This is a genomic window from Streptomyces collinus (genome assembly GCF_031348265.1).
GTDB lineage: Bacteria > Actinomycetota > Actinomycetes > Streptomycetales > Streptomycetaceae > Streptomyces > Streptomyces collinus.
In genome coordinates, this window is sequence record NZ_CP133771.1 from 7,203,940 (window position 1) to 7,222,820 (window position 18,881).

Here is an 18,881-nt window from a genome sequence, read left to right on the forward strand (position 1 = left end):
ATGGACGTCAACGAGCTGCTGCGGCGCGCCGCCCACGGGCACGGCCCCCGCACGGCGCTCATCGACGGCACCACCACCGTCACCTACACCCGGCTCTTCGCCACCGTCCTCAGCCATGCGCACGCCCTGCGCGCACGCGGCCTCGGCCCCGGCACCACGGTCGCCGTCTGCGTCGACCGTTCGCCGGACACCGTGGCGCTCTTCCTCGCCACCCAGTGGATCGGCGCCGCCTACCTGCCGGTCGACGACCGGATACCGCCCGCACGGCTCACGTTCATGCTGGCGGACGCCGGCTGCGACCTGCTCGTCCTGGAGGACGACCACCCCGACGGGGCCGCCCTCCGCGAGACGGGCACCCCCGTCCTGACCAGATCCGGGCTGCACGCCGCCCACCCGGGCGGCACCCCGACCGAGGCGCAGGTCCCCGCCACGCCGGGCCCCGTCGCCTACGTCCTGTACACATCCGGCTCGACGGGCCTGCCCAAGGCCGTGCCGGTCTCGGCCGCGAACCTGTCCTTCTTCACCGACTGGCTGCACGACACGTACACGCCCGAGGAAATGGCCAACGCGGCGTTCACCATCTCCGTCGGCTTCGACGTCTCCTTCGCCGAGATCCTCGCCCCCCTCGTCCACGGAGGCGCCCTCGTCCTCTTCGAGGACCTCTTCCGGATCGGGGACAGCACCGTCCCCCTCACCTCACTGGCCAACGTGCCCGGCAACCTGGCCCGCCACCTGGAACACCACACGCTGCCGGCCGGCCTCAAGGTGGTGACCTCGCTGGGCGAACCGCTGCGCGTGGAACTGGCCCGCCGCATCACCGCGGGCCGCTCACTGCGGCTCATCAACGCCTACGGGCCGACCGAGGCCACCGTCTACACCACGCACCACGTCGTCACCCCCGACGACCTCGACGGCACCACCACCATCCCGATCGGCCTCCCGCTGCCCGGGGTCACCGCCGAGGTCCTGGCACCGGACGGCACCCCCTGCACCGCGGGCGAACCGGGGGAACTGGTCGTCACCGGCCCCAACGTCACCGCCGGGTACCTGTCGGCGCACGCCCGCGACAGCACGGCGTTCTTCCGGCGTCCCGGCGCGGCCCACCCCTCCTACCGCACGGGGGACGTGGTCGTGCGCGACGCCTCGGGGGTGCTGACCTGCCTCGGCCGGTCCGACCGCCAGTGCAAGGTCAACGGGATCCGGGTCGACCTCCAGGAGATCACCACCCACCTGCTGGCGTGCCCGGGTGTCGCCAACGGTCACGTCGCCGCCCGGGAAACCCCCGCCGGCACCCGGCTCGCCGCCTTCGTCACGGCGACGCCGGAGGGAACCGCGCACCCCGAGGACATCCGGGCCAAGCTCGCCGCGGTCCTGCCCCGTTACAGCGTCCCCCACGACGTCCTGATCGTCCCCGCCCTCCCGGCGACCATGAGCGGCAAGATCGACGAGGAGGCCCTGTTCACCCTCCTCGCCCGCCCGGGCGCCGACACGGACACGGCGGCCTCCGCAGCCGACAGCGGCGCGGACCGCATCGAGGACATCCTCGCGCGCTGCACGACCGCCCCGGACCCGGCCTCCGGCCACCACCGGCTGCACGGTCTGACGTCCCTCGAACTCATCGCGCTGCGGCGGAGGCTGCTGCACGAACACGCCACCGACGTGCCCCTGAGGGAGATCTACCGCTGCGAGGACGTCGCCGCCCTCGCCGACCTGGTCCGCCGCCGCCGAGGCAACGCCCGCCCGGCCCCGGCCGGCGCGCCGGCCGAGGCCCCCGGCACCCAGGCGTGCGGCGTCGGCGAGCAGAACATCTGGCTCGCCGACATGCTCGCCCCCGGCAGCTGTGGCAACAACGAGGTCTACCGGCTGACCTTCACCCGCGAGATCTCCGCCGACCGCCTGGAGAAGGCCCTCCGGGACTGCGTCCGTGACCTCCCCGCCCTGCGCACCGCCTACCTCCTGCGCGGCGGACAGCTCGTCAAGGAGGCGGCGGATCCGGCCGCCCTCGCCTTCCGACTGGGTCACGTCCCGGCCGACGGCCCCCGCGGGGACGCGGCGGCGACAGCCGTCGGCCGCCGCCCGTTCGACCTCGCCGACCCCCTGAAGATGCGCGCGTACCTGCTGCCCGGCCGGCCCACCACCCTCCTCCTCGTCATCCACCACATCGCCATCGACGCACTCGCCGTGGACGTCCTGCTCGAACACCTGGAGAACCTGCTGCTGGACCGTCCGGCCCCGCCGCCGCGCGCCGCCGTCGGCACCTGGCGCGCCCCGGCCGAACCGGACGCCCTGCGCGCCTGGTGGCAGCAGCGGCTGTCCCCCCTCCAGGAGGGCTCCGCCGTCCCCGTGCCGCCCGGTGACACCGCCGACCGCAGGGAGCTCCGCCTCACCGGGCCCGCCCACGCGGCCCTGCTGGCCACCACGCGGAAGGCCCGCACCAGCGTCTTCGGCGTTCTGCACGCGGCGCTGACCACGGTCCTCGCCCGCCGGCTCGCCACGGGTGCGGTGTCGCTCGCCACGCCGATGACCAAGCGGAGCGACGAGGACCGGCAGGTCGCCTGCCTCACCAACGTGGTCCCGCTCGTCGCCGGCCCCCGCACCTCGGACACCTCCGTCCCGGCCCACCTGGCGGAGCTGCGCCACGGCCTCCTGGAGACCCTGGACCACTCGGACGTGGCGCTGAGCGATCTGCGGACCTTTCAGGCCCGGCCCGATGCCCCGCTGGTGCACGCCATGCTCGCCGAAGTCCGCCGGCCCGCCCCCGGGGCGACGCTCTTCGAGGCCGTGGAGGTGTTCACCGGCATCGCCAAACTGCCCCTCATCTTCCTCTTCGAGGACCGGCCCGACGCGCTCCGCCTCGTCGCCGAGTTCGTCCCCGGCCCGCAGGCGACCGCGTTCGTGGAGTCCGTGATGGCAGCCGTCAGCGGCGAGATCGAAGCCATCACCGCCGCCGTCACCGACCACTGACCGACCAACCGGCACGACCACCTTTCCACCACTCGATCACTCACCCATTGCGAGGAACACCATGAGCACCGACAAGGTCACCGTCATCGAGACCTGGAAGCTGAAGGACGAGTTCGCCGGCCGGGCCCTCGAACTCATGCAGGTGATGGACGACATCGTCGGCCCCGGCGCCCACGGCGACCCGGGCTGGTGCGAGCACGGGCGCTTCTACCAGCTCCAGGAGCGCGAGTCGGAGATCTGGATGATGTACTCCTGGCGCAGTCGCGCCGAGCACGAGGTCTTCATCAAGAAGGAGGAGGAACTGCTCGGCGAGTTCTACGAGCAGTACTGCGACGGCCCGCGGGGCATCGTCTACTTCACCGAACTCCCCGTCGACGTCGAGGCCGACGGTCACGAGGGCGCGCAGCACGGCGGACAGGCGCATGGCTGAGCCCTCCACCACGCTCGGAGACACCGGCGACTGGGCCCCCGTCGACTTCGAGCGGCACGGCCGGGAACTGCTCGCATCCCTGCGGGAGCACTTCGAGCACGTCCGGGACGTTCCGGTGGCCCGCCCGTACGACCCGGCCGGGCTGATGGCACGGCTCGACACGGCCGCCCCCGAACGGGGGGAGGACTTCTCACGCATCCTGGCCGACACGTGGGACCAGGTCGTCCCCGATCTGGTGCAGTGGAACCACCCGGCCTTCCACGGCTACTTCTCCACCTGCGCCAGCTTTCCGGGGGTCCTGGCCGAGACCATGACGGCGGCCCTCAACGTCAACGCCATGCTGTGGAAGACCAGTCCCTCGGCATCCGCCCTCGAACTGGTCGTGCTGCGCTGGCTCGCGGACATGGCCGGCTACCCCGCCGACGCGGACGCCGTCCTCGTCGGCGGGGCCTCGCTGGCCACCCTGTACGCCCTCGGCGCGGCCCGGGACGCGGCGTACCCGCACGACGTACGCGAGCACGGTCTGGCCGGCCCGGACGCGGCCGTCCCCCGGATCTACACCTCCGACCAGGCTCACAGCTCCGTGGACAAGGCGGCCATCACGCTCGGGGTCGGACTGCGCAATGTCGTGCGGATTCCGGCCGACAGCGGCTACCGCATGCGGCCGGACCTGCTCGAAGCGGCCATCGCCGAGGACGTGGCGGCAGGCCGGCGGCCCGTCGCCGTGGTCGCCACCGTCGGCACCACGTCGGTCGCCGCGGCCGATCCGCTGGGCCCCATCGCCGACATCTGCCGGCGCCACGGTGTGTGGCTCCACGTCGACGCCGCCTACGGCGGGCTGTTCGCGCTGTCCACCGCCCTGCGGCCCGCCCTGGAGGACGTGTCCGTCGGAGACTCCCTCGTCGTCAATCCGCAGAAGACGCTCTTCGTCCCCCTCGACGCCACGTCCCTGCACTGCCGCCGTCGCGGGGCCCTCGCCAACACCTACCGGCTCGTCCCCGAGTACCTCACCTCCGCCCACCCCGGTGGCGCGGCCGACTTCATGGACCTCTCACCCCAGCTGGGGCGGGGCTTCCGTGCCCTCAAACTGTGGTGGGTCATCCGGGCCTTCGGCCTCGACGGACTGCGCAGCCGCCTCGATCACGCCGTCGCTCTCGCGGGCGAACTCCGGGGTCTGGCAGCGGCGCACCCCGACTGGCACTGCCCGGTGCCGTCCGACTACCCGCTGGTGTGCCTGCGCTACCAGCCGTCGGACGGGCCACGGACCGACACCCCCGAGGGGCGGGCCGCCCTCGACGCCCTCAACGCCCGCATCGTCGCGGAACTCAACGACGCCGGCGAGGCCTTCGTCTCCCACTCCGTCATCCGCGACGGCTACGTCATCCGCATCTCCCTCGCCAACATCCACACGACCGCCGACGACATCACCCGCCTGTGGGCGGCCCTGAACCGCGTCGCGGAGAAGACCAGATGATCCACCACATCGTTCTGTTCCGTCTGAAGCCAGGCATCACCTGGGACAGCCCCGAGGTCCGCGCCGCCGAGGAACTCCAGGAGCGCATGGGGGAGGAGATACCGGACCTGCGGGCCTGGACCTGCGGGCGCAACATCACGGACCGCGCCGCCGCCCACGACTACGCCGTCCTCGGCCTCCTCGACGACGAGGCCGCCCTCGCCCGGTACCTCGCCCACCCGTTCCACCGGCGGACCGCCGAGGCGTGGACGGCCCTCAGCGACCGTGTCCTCGCGGACATCCCGGCCCGCCCCGCCCCGCCCACCACCCGGTTCCCGCACCACCCGGAAGGAGACTCCCGTGTCCGCACCCGCTGACGCCTCCACCCTCACCGACGAGGAACGCGCCCTCCTCCCCACCGACGCCGACGTCGCCTTCTACGCGGAGCACGGCTGGTACCTGTCGCAGAAGCTGTTCACCGACGAGGAGACGGCCCTCCTGCGCAGCGCCTCCGAGGAGTTCTACGCCGGTGCCCGCAGCCGCACCCTGCCCGCCCGGCCGCCGCGCCTCGCGTACTGGACCCCCGAGAAGGGCGCCGTCCAGCGGCACAACGACTACATCCACTACGAGAGCGACGAGATCGCCCGCGTGCTGCGCAAGCCCCTGCTGGGAGCCGTCGCCGCACGGCTCGCCCGGGCCGACCGGATACGGGTCTTCCAGTCCACCCTGATCCTCAAGCCGCCGAGCGCCGAGGAGCCGAGCAACGTCGTCCCCTGGCACTTCGACCGGGACTACTGGGCCACCTCCAGCTCCGAGCGCATGCTCACCGCGTTCATCCCCTTCCACACCTGCGACGAGCGGATGGGCACGATCACGATGATCGACGGCAGCCACCGCTGGCAGGAGCTCGACCGCGACGCCGTCACCGCCCGCCACTTCGTCGAACTGGGCAGCGACGCCGAGTCGGTCCTGAACCGCACCGCGCAGGCCAACGGCGCGGAGGTCCGCAAGGTCCCGATGGTCATACCCGAGGGCCACGTCAGCTTCCACCACTGCCGCACCTACCACGGCAGCGGCGCCAACCTCTCGACGGAGCCGCGCCGCGCGATCTCCCTCCACCTGCAGGACGGGGACAACCACCACCGGGCCTTCCCACTCGCCGACGGCACCTTCGCCACCTACAACCACGACGTCCTCGTCCGCCGGACCGCGCAGGGCACGCCGGACTACGCGGACCCGGAGTTCTGCCCCGTCGTCTGGGACGGGCAGCCGCCCGCTCCCGTCGTCTGACCCGCGGCGCCCCACGCCACACCGAGGAAGAAACGGACCCCACCCATGACCACGGCAGCAGAGATCGCCCGCAACGACGCAGCACTGCCCGTCGACGACCTCCGCCTCGACCACGTGGAGTTCTACGTCGAGGACCTCGACCGCGCGAGCGCCCACTGGACCGAGCACTACGCCTTCACTCCCGTCGGCACGGCCCGGGGACCCCACCACCGGGCCCTCGCCCTGCGCCACGGCCGGACCCTGCTGATCCTCACCCAGGGCACCGACGACGACCACCCGGCCACCGCCTACGTGCAGCAGCACGGCGACGGCGTCGCGCGCATCGCCCTGCGCACCGCCGACGCCGCCGCCGCGTACGAACACGCCGTCGCCCGCGGCGCCCGCCCCGTCGCCGGGCCGGCCCCGCAGGCCGGCCCGGGAACACCCACCGCCGCCGCCGTGTCGGGCTTCGGCGACGTGGTCCACACCCTCGTCGAACGAGGCGACAGCGACGACCTGCCCCCCGGTTTCGAGCCCCTGGCCCCCGCCGCCCCCGCGCAGGCCGCCGACGGGCCGGGGCTCCTGGAGATCGACCACTTCGCCGTCTGCCTGGAGGTCGGCGAACTCGCCGACACCGTGGACCACTACCGCGAGGCCCTCGGCTTCCGCGAGATCTTCGAGGAGCGGATAGCCGTCGGCGCCCAGGCGATGCTGTCGAAGGTGGTCCAGAGCCGCTCCGGCGACATCACCCTCACACTCATCCAGCCCGACCCCGAGGCCGAGCCCGGCCAGATCGACGACTTCCTCAAGAACCACGGCGGCTCCGGCGTCCAGCACATCGCCTTCTCCAGCCCCGACGCCGCCTCCACCGTCCGCGCCCTGACCCGGCGCGGCGTCGAGTTCCTCACCACCCCCGCCACCTACTACGAACTCCTCGGCCGCCGGGTGGCCCTGCGGCGCCACGACCTCGACACCCTCAGAAGCCTCAACCTCCTCGTCGACGAGGACCACGCCGGCCAGCTCTTCCAGATCTTCACCCGCTCCGCCCACCCCCGGCGGACCCTGTTCTTCGAGGTCATCGAACGGCTCGGCGCGCAGACCTTCGGCTCGTCCAACATCAGGGCCCTGTACGAGGCCGTCGAGCTGGAGATGTCCCGACGCAACGGCCCCGGGCTGTGACGCACACCGACCGGGCAGCCCCCGCGACGGCCCTGGAACACCTCCACAGCCTCGCCGACATCGAGCAGGCCGCGCACGGGCTTCTGCCGGTCCCGGTACGGGATTTCGTGGCCGGCGGCGCCGGATCCGAACTCACCCTCGCCGCCAACCGCAGGGCCTTCGAGGCGACCCGCATCGTTCCGCGGGCCCTGCGGGACGTGTCGGGCTGCGATCCGGCGACGACCCTGCTCGGTCTGCCCGCCGCGATGCCCGTGGCCGTCGCTCCCATCGGCTACCACGGGCTCGTCCACCCCGACGGCGAACTGGCCGCGGCCCGTGCCGCCAAGGAAGCCGGCATCCCCTTCACCGTCGCCACCCTCAGCAGCCGTACCGTCGAGGACGTCGCCGCCGTCGCCGGCACCACCTGGTTCCAGCTCTACTGGCTGCGCGACCGCGCCACGACCTTCGACCTCGTACGCCGGGCCGAGGACGCCGGCTGCGCGGCCGTCATGCTCACCGTGGACGTCCCCTGGATGGGCCGCCGCCTGCGGGACGTCCGCAACGGCTTCGCCCTGCCCGAAGACGTCGTCGCCGCCAACCTCACCACGGGCACCGCCTCCGCCGCCCACCGGGCGTCGGCGGGGGCCTCGGCGGTGGCCCGCCACACCGCCGCCGCCTTCGACCCCTCCCTGTCCTGGCCCGACCTGGAGGAACTGCGCCGCCGCACCCGGCTGCCGCTGATCGTCAAGGGCGTCCTGGACCCCGCCGACGCCGCCCGTGCCGCGGCGTGCGGGGCCGACGCCGTCGTCGTGTCCAACCACGGCGGACGCCAGCTCGACGGCGCGGTCCCGGCCCTGGAGGCCCTCCCCGAAGTCCGCGCGGCGCTCCCCGCCGCCTGCGAGGTCCTCCTCGACTCCGGTGTCCGCGGCGGCGTCGACATCCTCAAGGCCCTCGCCCTGGGCGCCCGCGGCGTCCTCGTGGGACGGCCCCTGCTGTGGGGTCTCGCGGTCGCGGGGACCGACGGCGTCCGCCGCACCCTCGATCTGCTGGCCGCCGAATTCCGCGACGCCCTCGGCCTGGCCGGCTGCACCGACCCCTCCGCGGCCACCCTGCTGCGGACCCGCCGCGCATCCGACGGAGGACCCTCGCCGTGGTGACCGCCCCCCTGGAGCCGAAGGCCGGCAGCCGCCCGGCCGGCCCCGCGACGCTCGAACTGACGGATCTGCACGCCTCGCTCACCGATCCGGCGCTCGGCTCGATGACCTTCCTCAACGAGATCGCCCAGCGCTTCCCCGAGGCGATCTCCTTCGCCCCCGGCCGCCCGTACGAGGGATTCTTCGAAACCTCCCTCGTCCACCAGTACCTCGAACGCTACGAGCGTCATCTGCGTGAGGACCGGCGCCTCGGCGAGGACGAGGTTCGGCGCACCTTCTACCAGTACGGCCGTACCAAGGGCATCGTCCATGAGCTGATCACCCGGCACCTCGCCGTCGACGAGGACATCGTGGCCGACCCCGAGGCGATCGTCGTCACCGTGGGCTGCCAGGAGGCCATGTTCCTGGTCCTGCGGGCGCTGCGGACCGGCCCCCGCGACGTCCTGCTCGCCGTCTCACCCACGTACGTCGGTATCACCGGCGCCGCCCGGCTCGTCGACATGCCCGTCCTGGAGGTCCGGGAGGGACCGCACGGCATCGACCCCGCCCACCTGGAGGAGGTCGTGCTCGACGCTCGCGCTCAGGGTCTGCGCCCCCGCGCGTGCTATCTCATCCCCGACTTCTCCAACCCCTCGGGCGTCAGCATCGACGTGCCGGCGCGGCAAGCACTGCTCGACCTCGCCGAGCGCCTCGACCTGCTGCTGCTGGAGGACAACCCGTACGGCTACTTCACCGCCGACGGCGCCCCCCTCCCGACCCTGAAGTCGCTCGACACCCGGGGCCGGGTCGTCTACCTGGGCTCCTTCGCCAAGACCGGTCTGCCGGGAGCCCGCGTCGGCTACGTCCTGGCCGATCAGCGGGTGACGGCCGCGGACGGCACGAGCGGACTCCTGGCCGACGAGCTGTCGAAGCTGAAGAGCATGCTCACGGTCAACACGTCGCCCATCGCCCAGGCGGTGATCGCCGGCAAGCTCCTCACCCACGACTGCGCGCTGCGCGAGGCCAACGCCCGGGAGATCGCCCTCTACCGGGACAACCGCGAGCGCCTGCTGGCGGGACTGGCCCACCACTTCCCGCAGGACAGCGGTTCGGGCGTCACCTGGAACGTCCCGCACGGAGGCTTCTTCATCGTCGTCACCGTGCCCTTCCCCGCCGACGACGCGCTGCTGGAGGTCTCCGCCCGCGAGCACGGCGTGCTGTGGACGCCGATGAGCCACTTCGGCACCGGTCCCGGGACCGAGTGCCAACTGCGTCTCTCCCTCAGCTCGGTCACCGGGCCCCGGATCGACGAGGGGCTGCGTCGCCTGGCGGCACTGATCGGGAGGCACAGGTTGTAGAGACCGTCTGTCGGCGTCCAGGTCAGTCCAAGGTGACCGCACCATTCCAGGTCAGAGCGTTTTGGTCCGGGGGAGTCGACGCAGTCGGTTACAGGTGTGTGATAGCGGTGTTCGACGAGAAGCCTCGTCGGCGCGTCCGACGGGGCTTCTCAAATAGGTGCGTGCAACGTCCGTCAAGGGCACCGTTGCGCCCGGCTTCTCCCCTTCTGCGCACCCGAGCAAGGAGGGGGCGACGCCGCGGCTCTGACGGCCGAGGCGCAGCCTGTTACCCAGGGACTCTCCGCGCCCAACCGGGAGGCACCATTCGCTCCCACAAATGCAAGGTGACCGCGGCCTACGCGGTGGGCTGGCTGGTCTTCGTGAGGATCGGCGACAGTTGGTGGACGCTGCTCGCCGCCGAGACAGTTGGCTCGGTGCCGCCTTGGGAACTGCTGAGGCCGGGCCGCAGGTGGGGATGCGCTTGGAGACGTCTGCTTCGTCTGTCAGCGGCAGCGCAGGCTCATTGTCCGAATGCGGGGTCCCTGCCAGGCAGGTCTCACGCCGTGACAGGACAGGCTTGTGGAGCGATCCGCGCGCTTTCACGGCAGAACCGAGGCCGGCCCGTGAATGGGCCGGACCCCAGCAGGCGGGCACTGCCGAGGGAAGGACATTCATGTATTTGTCCGGATGTGTTTGCGATGGAGGGTCGGAAAGGGCCAGAGTCGGAGGGGGGGGACAGGAGGCGACCGTGACCGTTCTCGCGATGTTTCTTCTCGTCATCGGGGCGCTTCTGATCCTGCTTGGGACGGTCCTGGTCGTCGTCGGGGTCCTCGTGATCCTCGTGGGGATTGCCCTGATCGCCGTTGCGGCCTTCCTGCTGATCCGGAGAGTGCTGAGGCGCCGACAGTAGAAATGGCAAGGCCGAGGGGGGTGTCTGTGCGTTCGGGCCAGGCGGTGGCCGTGGTGTGACCTGCGCCCGAGGGTGAGGCCGGAGAAGCGGGACCGGATCAGGCCCAACGCGTCGAGCTGCCGCTGACGCCTGGCTAGGCTGCGGCTTCTGTGATGAGGACGGCGGCGGTGCCCGGGCCGGATGTGTCGGTGGTGGCGGCGTCGGCTACGGCGGCCCGGACGGCGCGGGCGACTTCCAGCGGATGGTGGCCGCGGGCGACCGCGAGCTGGACCTCGATGTGGCGGCCGGGTGGATCGTCATGGTCCTTCACCTTGACCGGGCGGCTTCCCAGCGCGGCGGTGAGGCGGGCGACGCCCGGAACACCAGCCGCGACGTTCGCCAGTTCCCGGACGGGCCCCATATGGATCCGTTCCGGTCACCGTGGGCGAGCTTCGGGTGGTTACGGTTTCCGGCGCGGGCCTCATGGCACTTGCTGCGGTACGCGACTTCACGCCCGTCTCCGGGCCGTCATCGAGATCCGTGACGCGCAGGTCGGCTGTCACGGTGGCCAGGCCGAGACGTTCAGCGGCCGCGTTGAGCAGTGCGCTCCTCAACTGGTCGGTGGTCTCGGGCAGCGGCTGCCTGAGGGGTGCTGTGCATGCGGCTTCGATCCTGAGCGGGCCAGGCGGTAGCGCGCTGGCCGGCGGACGGACGGTCGGCTCGGACACGGGCTCGAGCGGTGTTGGCCCGATGGGCAGAGACTCCAGCCGGACACCGGGTATCTCAGCGGCCGCGAGCTCGAGGACCCGGACGGCTGCTTGTTCGGTGATCCATGTCCTGTCGCCGGGCCCACCGAGCGGGAGCAGCCGGCCCAGGTCGAGCCGGTGCCGTACTGCCTGCGTCCACGCCTCGGTTTTCACCGGCCTCTCACCCTCCTTCTTCCATGGCCGCGGTCCTCTTCCTGCCGCAACTGCGCCCGGAGTTATCAGGCCTCATACGCCGTATCTCAGGCAAACTTCCTAATTATGAATATAGTCTGAATAAAGGGTGTAAGGTGCCCTCCTCCAGAGGGAGGAACTTCCTGATGACTGAGAACACCGGCGCAAGGTATGGCGGTGCGCCCGGTTCTCGTGGCCGGACGACGGTCGCCGATGTGGTGGTGGAGAAGATCGCCGGAATGGCAGCACGGGACGTGCGCGGCGTCTATGCCCTGGGCAGCGGATTCGCGCGCTCAATGGGATCCATGCGGGAGCGGATGCCCGGTGCCGGCAGTGGCAGGTCCGCCACGCGTGGGGTCAGTGTCGAGGTCGGCGAGAAGCAGGCGGCCATCGATCTGGAGATCGTCGTCGACTACGGCGTCTCCATCACGGACGTGGCCGGTGAGGTGCGCGAGAACGTGATTTCCGCAGTGGAGCGGATGGCGGGCCGGGAAGTCGTGGAAGTCAACATCATGGTCAGCGATGTGAAGCTCCCCGACGAGGAGGACGAAGGGGAAGAGCGGCAGCGGATCCAGTAGCCGAGGCGGAGCAGCCCGCGTGAGTGAAGGAGCGCGTGATGAGTAGAGCCGTGGTGGGCCTGATGGCCGGAATGGCGCTGGGTTTCGCCGCGTACTTCGGTGACTTCTGGGCCTTCCTGCTGGTTCTTGGGCTGGGCGTCGTCGGACTCGTGGTCGGGCGGTTCGTGGAAGGCGATCTCGAACCGGGCGACTTCGTTCGCCGCCGGGACAGGCAGGAGCGGATCCGCGATGACCGGCGACGGGCACGGGGAGACTGGCGGTAGTGACCGGTGAAGCCAATCTGCGTCCGGGCATTCCCCGTGGGGAGCGCGGTGCGATCACCATCGCCGACCGGGTCGTTGCGAAGATCGCTTCCCACGTGGCGCGCGTGGCGCTGAGCCGGTTCACCGACTCGGTCGACCACGTACCCCCCCGGCCGCCGGACGCCACGCGTGACCACTTCCGTGCGGCGGGCACCGGAGCGGGATACCGCAGGACGAGACGCCGAGTCCGCCGACGGAGAGCAGGCGGCGCTCGGCGAGGCACGGATGCGCATGGAGATCATCGGGATCACCTGGTCATCGTTGGCATCATCCCGCGGATCCTGGGATCGGTGGGGTACGCCGTCGGCGGACGCCGCCACTACTGGTAGCGGCCTGTGTGCCGGGGCGGTCACTTACCACTCCTCGGCCGACGCGACACCGGGGAGAGTCGCAGCGTGTCCCGCCGTACTCGAGAGGCCACGCAGATCCCGCGCGGTTCCTTCTCAGGGATGCATCCCGTCATGGTCCTCTGCCTGACCCTGCTCATCGCCGGCATCGCGCTGATCGTCATCGGCGCGGCCGTCGACGGCATGCTCTCTCTGTTGTCCGCCGGCGTGCTACTCCTCATCGCCGATCTGCTCTACCTGGCGGCCCGCTCCATGTGGCGCTCCCCTCGGCGCCCGGCCCGCTGAAAACGCCCGGCCACGGCGGCGGACCCTTGGTGGTGCGGTGGTCGGCTCACTCCAGGAGGGCGAGGTGTTCGGCGGCGCCGCCGCGCCATTCGATCAGGAATGAGTTGTTCTTCGCCGGCTTCGTGCTCCTCGATCAGGCCGTCGGCGAAGCACAGCACTCGGCCGCCGCGTCGGAGCATCTGCCCGCTGATCCGGGGCTCTTCACCTCCGAAGCCGATGGGCAAGGTGGTCGGGCCTGCCAGCTGCCGGACGACCTGCCATGGTTCAGGGTCCCGGCCGCTCCTCGCAGGCCGAGTCGACGGTCCGTGCGCGGCCGGTGGGGGAACCGGCTGATCACCTGTGGTGGGTGGTACGGCTACGGCGGCGGCGCGGCGGGAAGCGGCCGCGGCCCCCGTCGCGGTGGTCCCGTCGTTCGTCGGGGGTCGGCGACTCGGACCGGTCCGGTCCCACCGCGGGCTGCGGCGTGCCGTGGCCGCGGCGGCCGGGCCGGGGGGTGCTGTACCGGTACGCGGCGATCCTGTCGGCGTGCTGGAGGTTGAGCCGGTGGATCACGTACGCCGCCGCTGCGATGAGGACCACGAAGGCGGCGGCTGTCAGAAAGGCGTTCATGGCGGCCACCTCACATACCGATGATCAGTCGGCTGGCCCGGCCGGGCGGGCCGGTCTGTTGGGGAACGGCTACGGACACCGTGGAGGCGCCGCCCTCGTACTCCCATGCCTCGTCCGGGTCCAGTGGCTGGTCGGCCGCCAGGACGCCGTGCCGGGCCTCGTCCGCGGCGATGAGCGCGCTCGCGGTCAGGGGCGGGCCGTCGTGGTCGGACGCGGCTGCCATCAGCCGGGCCGCCGACTCCGCCCCGGTCTCGGGCGGGATGACCAGGAGATCCCAGCGGCCGGTGCCGTAGGAGAGCAGCAGCAGCTTGTGGGGGTCGATCTCCGGGGTGAACCAGCCGACCTTGACGATGTGGCCGTCCACGGGAACCGTGCGGGGGATGACCGGCCAGTGTTCCGGGTTTACGGCGATGCGGGTGATGCGGCCCCACAGGGGATCCAACACGTCGGTGAGTGCCGGCAGTTCGCTCAGCAGATCACGGGAACGGGGCCACCAGGCTCCGTCCAGGAGTCCGCTGGAGGGGCGGTCGGTCTTCAGTGCGAGACGCGCGGCCGGGGTTGCGACGGGCTCGGGGTGCGGCAGGGTTGGGTACAAGGTCGCCGACATGATGCGGACCCGTCTCCGGGCCGCCTCTGCGGCGGCCCGGGTTTCATCTTTCGCCGGGGACGACCCGGCGTGGAAGCCGGTGTGCGAGATGCCCTCGGTACTGTCCACACTACTCCGCGCTCCGCCACAGCGCGGAGTATGCGGCCGCCTAGAGCTGGAGCAGCCGCTGGGTGATCTCCCGGTACTGCCTCAGCGCGTGCCGGAGTTCGTCGGACTGTGTTCCGGGGGCCTGGTCCTGCCACCCGGCGCGCAGGAGACGCCGCCGTTCCGCGAGGGCGTTCACGAGCTGGGCGGTGGCTTCGTCGTAGGCGCTCTCGGCCTCTTCCAGCGCCTCGCGCGGAGTGTCGGGGAAGTGGTTGAGGGCGTGTCGGAGGCTCTGGACGATCTTGTCCCTTTCGGCCGACGGGAGCAGTGGCTCCGGGCCCGGGGCACGGCGTTCGGTGGGCCCCCGGGTTTGGCCCGCGGGCTGCTGGGCGCGTGTCTGGTCATACATCATCGGGTGCTGCTTCCGTTCCGCCCGAAGGCGCTCTTGGTCTTCTCGACGGCCTGTTTCAGGATTCCGGAGACCCGGTCGATCCTGCCTCGGCGTTGCAGTCGCCTGTTGCGGGTGCCCCGGCCGAGCTCTTCGACGATCCTGCCCTTCATCGTCTGCGCCGTGTTCCTGATCGTCCGTGCAACGGTCGTGATCGGCCTCGCTGTTGTCCGGTAGGTGGGTTCCCGCGGGGTCTTGGCGACGCGGGTGGGCGGAATGCTTCGCCGTGTGTTCGGGAGTGGCATGGCCCTGCGCCGTGCCGCCAGTCAACGTCCGGCGACGGTCCGTGTCAACGCGGTGGCCACGCGATCCGGCCTGCCTTGTTTCGGAGCGTGAGGGCCACGGCGTCGACCGCGGCGGGCTCGACCCCTCCGCCGCTGTCATCCGCCTCCTGGAACGCCTCGGCTGGGTATACGACGTGCGCTGGCCCACTCCGGACCGCGTGGCCGCCCGCCGCGCCTGACACCGGCCACTCACGTCCTCCGCCACACGGCGGTTGACAGGAGCTTTCATGACCACCGCGCTGCGACCCCCTCCTCCCTCCCATCCCCTTCTCCGCCTGCGCCTGGCCCCCCACGGCGGTACACCCCAGCCCATCGACAGAGCGTGGTGGCCCCGTTCGTACGACCTGCTCGCCGAACTCCCCAGGCTGCGCGCCGGATTGCCGCGCGCGTGGGGCCACATCACGAGCGTCACCATCAACGGGGCGACACGGTCCGCGGGGCCCGGCCGGATGCTCGTCTTCAACCGGGCGCGGATTGCGGGAGAACACCGGTGGCGGAGGACGGTCGGGAACGGATCCGCAGTGGCGCCGGGCGTTCCCAGCGCCGGAGACCTCAAGGACGACGGCTGACACCCGTCGACCCCAGGGCGGTGATCCCGGGCTTCGGACGGTGTCCCGCCGGGGACGGCGGCGGCCCATCAGGCGAAGTCGTGGACGTCGTGCTCGACCAGGCCGGACGCGTGCCTGGCGACGGCACCGTGGCCTGCACCGTCAGGGAGGACAGCCAGGCCGTGGTGGCGGCTGTGGCAGCGATGACGAGGCAGCCCGCCGAGGCGCTGGGCTGGTCCCCAGCCTGGTCCCTGAGAAGCAATTCCCGGCTCGCGGCAACCTTGTGTGACGTCTGTGACGACAAGGGAGCGGATCCGGCCAGTTCCAGTGGCCGGATCCGGGTTTCCACTGTTGAACAGCATGCAAGGAGAACGCCTCCCCATGAACAACCCCACGAACGGCGGACGCCGCGGGCGTCACCGCCGCCGCTGGACCGCCACTGGTCTGCTGTTCGGCGTGCCCGCCGTTCTCGTGCCGTATCTCCTTATCGCACAGGAGGACTCGCAGGCCGCGACGGTCGATGGCGACGCCTACTACCGGCTGGTCTCCGTGCGCAGCGGCAAGGTGCTGGACGTCAACGGTTTCTCCGCCGCAGACGGCACCCGTATCCAGCAGTGGACCGACCAGAACACCGCCAACCAGCAATGGAGGCTGCGGCCCACCAGGGACGGCTACTACGAGCTGGTCAACCGCAACAGCGGCAAAGTGCTGGGCATAGCGGGCGACTCGACCGCCCGGGCGGCCGCCACGGAGCAGCAGACCGACAGTTCCTCCACCTCCCAGGAGTGGAAGATCAACGAGGTGAGCGGTTCCGACGCCGTCACCTTCACCTCGCGCAGGAGCGGCCAACTGCTGGACGTCTCCAAGGGCTCCAAGGCAGACGGCGCGGCAGTCGTCCAGTATCCCGCCACAGGCAGCGCCAACCAGGAGTGGAAGCTGGTGAAGACGGCCGAGCCCCAGGCGGCCGGGGCGGGCGCGGCGCGGACCACGGCCGCGGCCGGTCCGTATGTGTGGAAGAACGCCCAGGTGGTGGGCGGTGGTTATGTCACCGGACTGGTGTTCAACCAGCGGGAGAAGGGTCTGCTGTACGCACGTACCGACATGGGCGGCGCCTACCGCTGGGACACCGCGGCCGAGCAGTGGATCCCACTGACCGACTGGATCGGCGAGAAGGACTGGAACCTGCTGGGCATCGACGCGGTGGCCACCGACCCCGTCGACCCTAAGCGGCTCTACTTCTCGGCGGGCACCTACACCAACGAGTGGGCCGGCAACGGCGCGATCCTGCGCTCCACTGACCGGGGCCGCACCTTCAAGCGCACTGATCTGCCGTTCAAGGTGGGCGGCAACGAGGACGGCCGCGGCGCGGGCGAGCGGCTGGCGATCAACCCCGCGGACAACGGCACCCTGCTGCTGGGCACCCGCAAGAACGGCCTGTGGCGCAGCAGCGACCACGGCGTGACATGGCGGCAGGTCTCCTCGTTCCCCGTCAAGGACGGGGCGGGCAGCGGGGCGGGCATCTCCTTCGTGACGTACGGCCCGGCCGGCAGCAAGACGATCTACGTCGGCGTCAACGACAGGTCCACCTCCCTGTACCGCTCCACCGACGGCGGCAGCACCTGGCAGGCCGTCTCCGGGCAGCCCACCGGCCAGCTGCCGCAGCACGGCGTGCTCTCCGGTGACGGCTCGCTGTACCTGACGTACACCAACAACCTCGGACCCAACGGCGTGACGGCGGGCTCGGTGTGGAAGTACACGCCGGGCAGCGGGGCATGGAAGAACATCTCCCCGTCCAAGGGCGACTACGGCTTCTCCGGTCTGGCCGTCGACCCGCGCAAGCCCTCCACGGTGATGGTCACCACCCTCGGCCGCTGGTGGCCCGAGGACGAGATCTATCGGACCACCGACGGCGGCGCCACATGGAAGGCACTGGCTGACAAGTCGGTGCGCAGCGCCTCCGCCGCCCCTTACGTCGGCACCCACACCGGGCACTGGATGACCGCCCTGGCCATCGATCCCTTCAACTCCGGGCACGTGCTGTACGGCACCGGCAACGGCATCCTGCGCAGCAAGGACGCAAGCGCCTCCGACACCGGCGGCACCAGCCACTGGAGCATGGGCGCCCGAGGGCTGGAGGAGACCGCGCTGCTGGACGCGATCGCCCCGCCCGGCGGCGCCACCGTCATCACCTCCATGGGCGACCAGGGCGGCTTCCGGCACGACTCCCTGACCAAGGTGCCCTCCGGGCGGCTGAGCAACCCGATGATGACCAACAGCACCGACATCGACTTCGCTCAGTCCAAGCCCTCGATGATGGTCCGCGTCGGCCGTGGCGGCGCGCAGGACGGCGCCTACTCCACCGACGGCGGCCGCAGCTGGAACGGCTTCAAGGCGGAGCCGGTGGCCAGTGCGCAGGACGGGCATGTCGCGCTCGCGGCGGACGGCTCCACCATCGTCTGGACCCAGGCCGGACAGGCCCCGTACCGCTCGACCGACAACGGGGCGAGCTGGTCGAGGGTCAGCGGCCTGGGCACCGGCGCCGTGATCGTCGCCGACCGCTCCTCGGCCAGGACCTTCTACGCGCTGTCCGGCGGCACGCTCCACGCCAGCACCGACGGCGGCGCGACCTTCACCGCCCGCGCCGGCAACCTGCCCTCCGGCAAGCTCACGGCCGTCCCCGGCATCGCCGGGGACCTGTGGATCGCCGGCGGCGGCAAGGGGCTGCTGCACTCCACCGACGGCGGCCGGACCTTCACCACGCTCAAGACGGTGCAGTCCGCCTCCGCCCTCGGCTTCGGCAAGGCCAAGCCGGGCACCAACTACCAGGCGCTGTACCTGATCGGCACCGTCAAGGACGTCACCGGAGTCTTCCGCTCCACCGACAAGGGCGCCACCTGGCTCCGCGTCAACGACGACGCCCACCAGTGGGGCGCCATCGGCGGCGTCGGCGTCATCACCGGCGACCCCGACACCTTCGGCCGCGTCTACGTCGGCACCAACGGACGCGGCCTGCAGTACGGCGACCCGTCCTGACCCGGGAGCCGTGGCGGGGCCGCAGCCGTGACGGGCTGCGGCCCCGCATGGCTGGGCAACCTCGCCCGGGACCCGGACGTGAGCTGCCACGAGAGCGCCTGGCCGGTGCCTGCACCGATGGGCTCGGTGTCCCGGTTCCGGTGCGGGAAGGCAGTCCCCCGCAGTTGGTCTGCTGTCGTGGGACT

General features: G+C 71.4%; 18 protein-coding genes and 2 pseudogenes. 15 read left to right on the forward strand and 5 right to left on the reverse strand.

The features are described from left to right. The 9 genes from RFN52_RS32515 to RFN52_RS32555 all read left to right on the forward strand — a co-directional run bounded on the left by RFN52_RS32515 (nt 1) and on the right by RFN52_RS32555 (nt 10,654). Nucleotides 1-2,964, forward strand: a complete 2,964-nt coding sequence (locus RFN52_RS32515) for an amino acid adenylation domain-containing protein (protein ID WP_184851627.1) — start codon at nt 1-3, stop codon at nt 2,962-2,964. 61 nt (nt 2,965-3,025) lie between these two features. Next, nucleotides 3,026-3,394 carry a hypothetical protein gene (locus tag RFN52_RS32520; RefSeq protein WP_184851629.1) on the forward strand — a complete coding sequence of 123 codons (369 nt, stop codon included), beginning with the start codon at nt 3,026-3,028 and terminating at the stop codon, nt 3,392-3,394. Further along, entirely contained in the window at nt 3,387-4,868 is a 1,482-nt protein-coding gene (locus tag RFN52_RS32525) for a pyridoxal phosphate-dependent decarboxylase family protein (RefSeq protein ID WP_184851631.1), read from the forward strand. Before RFN52_RS32520 ends, RFN52_RS32525 begins: the two co-directional genes overlap by 8 nt. Continuing rightward, nucleotides 4,865-5,224, forward strand: a complete 360-nt coding sequence (locus RFN52_RS32530) for a Dabb family protein (RefSeq protein ID WP_184851633.1) — start codon at nt 4,865-4,867, stop codon at nt 5,222-5,224. The genes RFN52_RS32525 and RFN52_RS32530 overlap by 4 nt, the downstream gene beginning before the upstream one ends. Further along, nucleotides 5,208-6,137, forward strand: coding sequence for a phytanoyl-CoA dioxygenase family protein (locus RFN52_RS32535; protein WP_184851635.1), 930 nt, complete (start codon nt 5,208-5,210; stop codon nt 6,135-6,137). Before RFN52_RS32530 ends, RFN52_RS32535 begins: the two co-directional genes overlap by 17 nt. 45 nt (nt 6,138-6,182) lie before the next feature. After that, a complete protein-coding gene (gene hppD, locus RFN52_RS32540; RefSeq protein WP_184851637.1) occupies nt 6,183-7,295 on the forward strand; it encodes a 4-hydroxyphenylpyruvate dioxygenase in 1,113 nt (370 codons plus the stop codon). Further along, complete coding sequence (locus tag RFN52_RS32545) at nt 7,292-8,431, forward strand: alpha-hydroxy acid oxidase (RefSeq protein ID WP_311241102.1); 1,140 nt, start codon at nt 7,292-7,294, stop codon at nt 8,429-8,431. Before hppD ends, RFN52_RS32545 begins: the two co-directional genes overlap by 4 nt. Next, on the forward strand, nt 8,425-9,765 hold the full coding sequence (locus tag RFN52_RS32550; RefSeq protein WP_374050190.1) for an aminotransferase-like domain-containing protein: 1,341 nt from the start codon (nt 8,425-8,427) through the stop codon (nt 9,763-9,765). Before RFN52_RS32545 ends, RFN52_RS32550 begins: the two co-directional genes overlap by 7 nt. A gap of 727 nt (nt 9,766-10,492) precedes the next feature. Continuing rightward, a complete protein-coding gene (locus tag RFN52_RS32555; RefSeq protein WP_184851639.1) occupies nt 10,493-10,654 on the forward strand; it encodes a hypothetical protein in 162 nt (53 codons plus the stop codon). Nucleotides 10,655-10,787: 133 nt separating this feature from the next. Here the strand turns inward: RFN52_RS32555 and RFN52_RS32560 are convergent, their stop codons facing one another. Continuing rightward, nucleotides 10,788-11,054, reverse strand: coding sequence for a hypothetical protein (locus RFN52_RS32560; protein WP_311241103.1), 267 nt, complete (start codon nt 11,052-11,054; stop codon nt 10,788-10,790). 663 nt (nt 11,055-11,717) lie between these two features. Between RFN52_RS32560 and RFN52_RS32565 the strand changes: the two genes are divergently transcribed. The 3 genes from RFN52_RS32565 (at nt 11,718) to RFN52_RS32580 (ending at nt 13,083) form a co-directional block, all read left to right on the forward strand. Next, a complete protein-coding gene (locus RFN52_RS32565) occupies nt 11,718-12,149 on the forward strand; it encodes an Asp23/Gls24 family envelope stress response protein (protein ID WP_184851641.1) in 432 nt (143 codons plus the stop codon). Between the two features lie 38 nt (nt 12,150-12,187). Beyond that, nucleotides 12,188-12,412 carry a hypothetical protein gene (locus tag RFN52_RS32570; RefSeq protein WP_184847373.1) on the forward strand — a complete coding sequence of 75 codons (225 nt, stop codon included), beginning with the start codon at nt 12,188-12,190 and terminating at the stop codon, nt 12,410-12,412. 434 nt (nt 12,413-12,846) lie between these two features. Further along, complete coding sequence (locus RFN52_RS32580; RefSeq protein WP_184854234.1) at nt 12,847-13,083, forward strand: hypothetical protein; 237 nt, start codon at nt 12,847-12,849, stop codon at nt 13,081-13,083. A 46-nt stretch (nt 13,084-13,129) separates the two neighbouring features. Here RFN52_RS32580 and RFN52_RS32585 read toward each other — a convergent pair. The 4 genes and pseudogenes from RFN52_RS32585 to RFN52_RS32600 form a co-directional block, all read right to left on the reverse strand. Further along, nucleotides 13,130-13,340: pseudogene (locus tag RFN52_RS32585) on the reverse strand (serine/threonine-protein phosphatase); the annotation flags it as partial. Nucleotides 13,341-13,416: 76 nt separating this feature from the next. Next, on the reverse strand, nt 13,417-13,692 hold the full coding sequence (locus tag RFN52_RS32590) for a hypothetical protein (RefSeq protein WP_184851643.1): 276 nt from the start codon (nt 13,690-13,692) through the stop codon (nt 13,417-13,419). A 10-nt stretch (nt 13,693-13,702) separates the two neighbouring features. Then, nucleotides 13,703-14,407, reverse strand: coding sequence for a DUF5994 family protein (locus RFN52_RS32595; RefSeq protein ID WP_184851645.1), 705 nt, complete (start codon nt 14,405-14,407; stop codon nt 13,703-13,705). A gap of 40 nt (nt 14,408-14,447) precedes the next feature. Further along, nucleotides 14,448-14,795 carry a hypothetical protein gene (locus RFN52_RS32600; RefSeq protein ID WP_184851647.1) on the reverse strand — a complete coding sequence of 116 codons (348 nt, stop codon included), beginning with the start codon at nt 14,793-14,795 and terminating at the stop codon, nt 14,448-14,450. Nucleotides 14,796-15,171: 376 nt separating this feature from the next. Here RFN52_RS32600 and RFN52_RS32605 point away from each other — a divergent pair. The 3 genes and pseudogenes from RFN52_RS32605 to RFN52_RS32615 all read left to right on the forward strand — a co-directional run. Further along, nucleotides 15,172-15,294: pseudogene (locus tag RFN52_RS32605) on the forward strand (acyl-CoA desaturase); the annotation flags it as partial. 48 nt (nt 15,295-15,342) lie between these two features. Next, entirely contained in the window at nt 15,343-15,684 is a 342-nt protein-coding gene (locus RFN52_RS32610; RefSeq protein ID WP_311241104.1) for a DUF5994 family protein, read from the forward strand. Nucleotides 15,685-16,044: 360 nt separating this feature from the next. Next, on the forward strand, nt 16,045-18,696 hold the full coding sequence (locus tag RFN52_RS32615; RefSeq protein WP_184851649.1) for an RICIN domain-containing protein: 2,652 nt from the start codon (nt 16,045-16,047) through the stop codon (nt 18,694-18,696). The last annotated feature ends 185 nt before the right edge of the window (nt 18,697-18,881 follow it).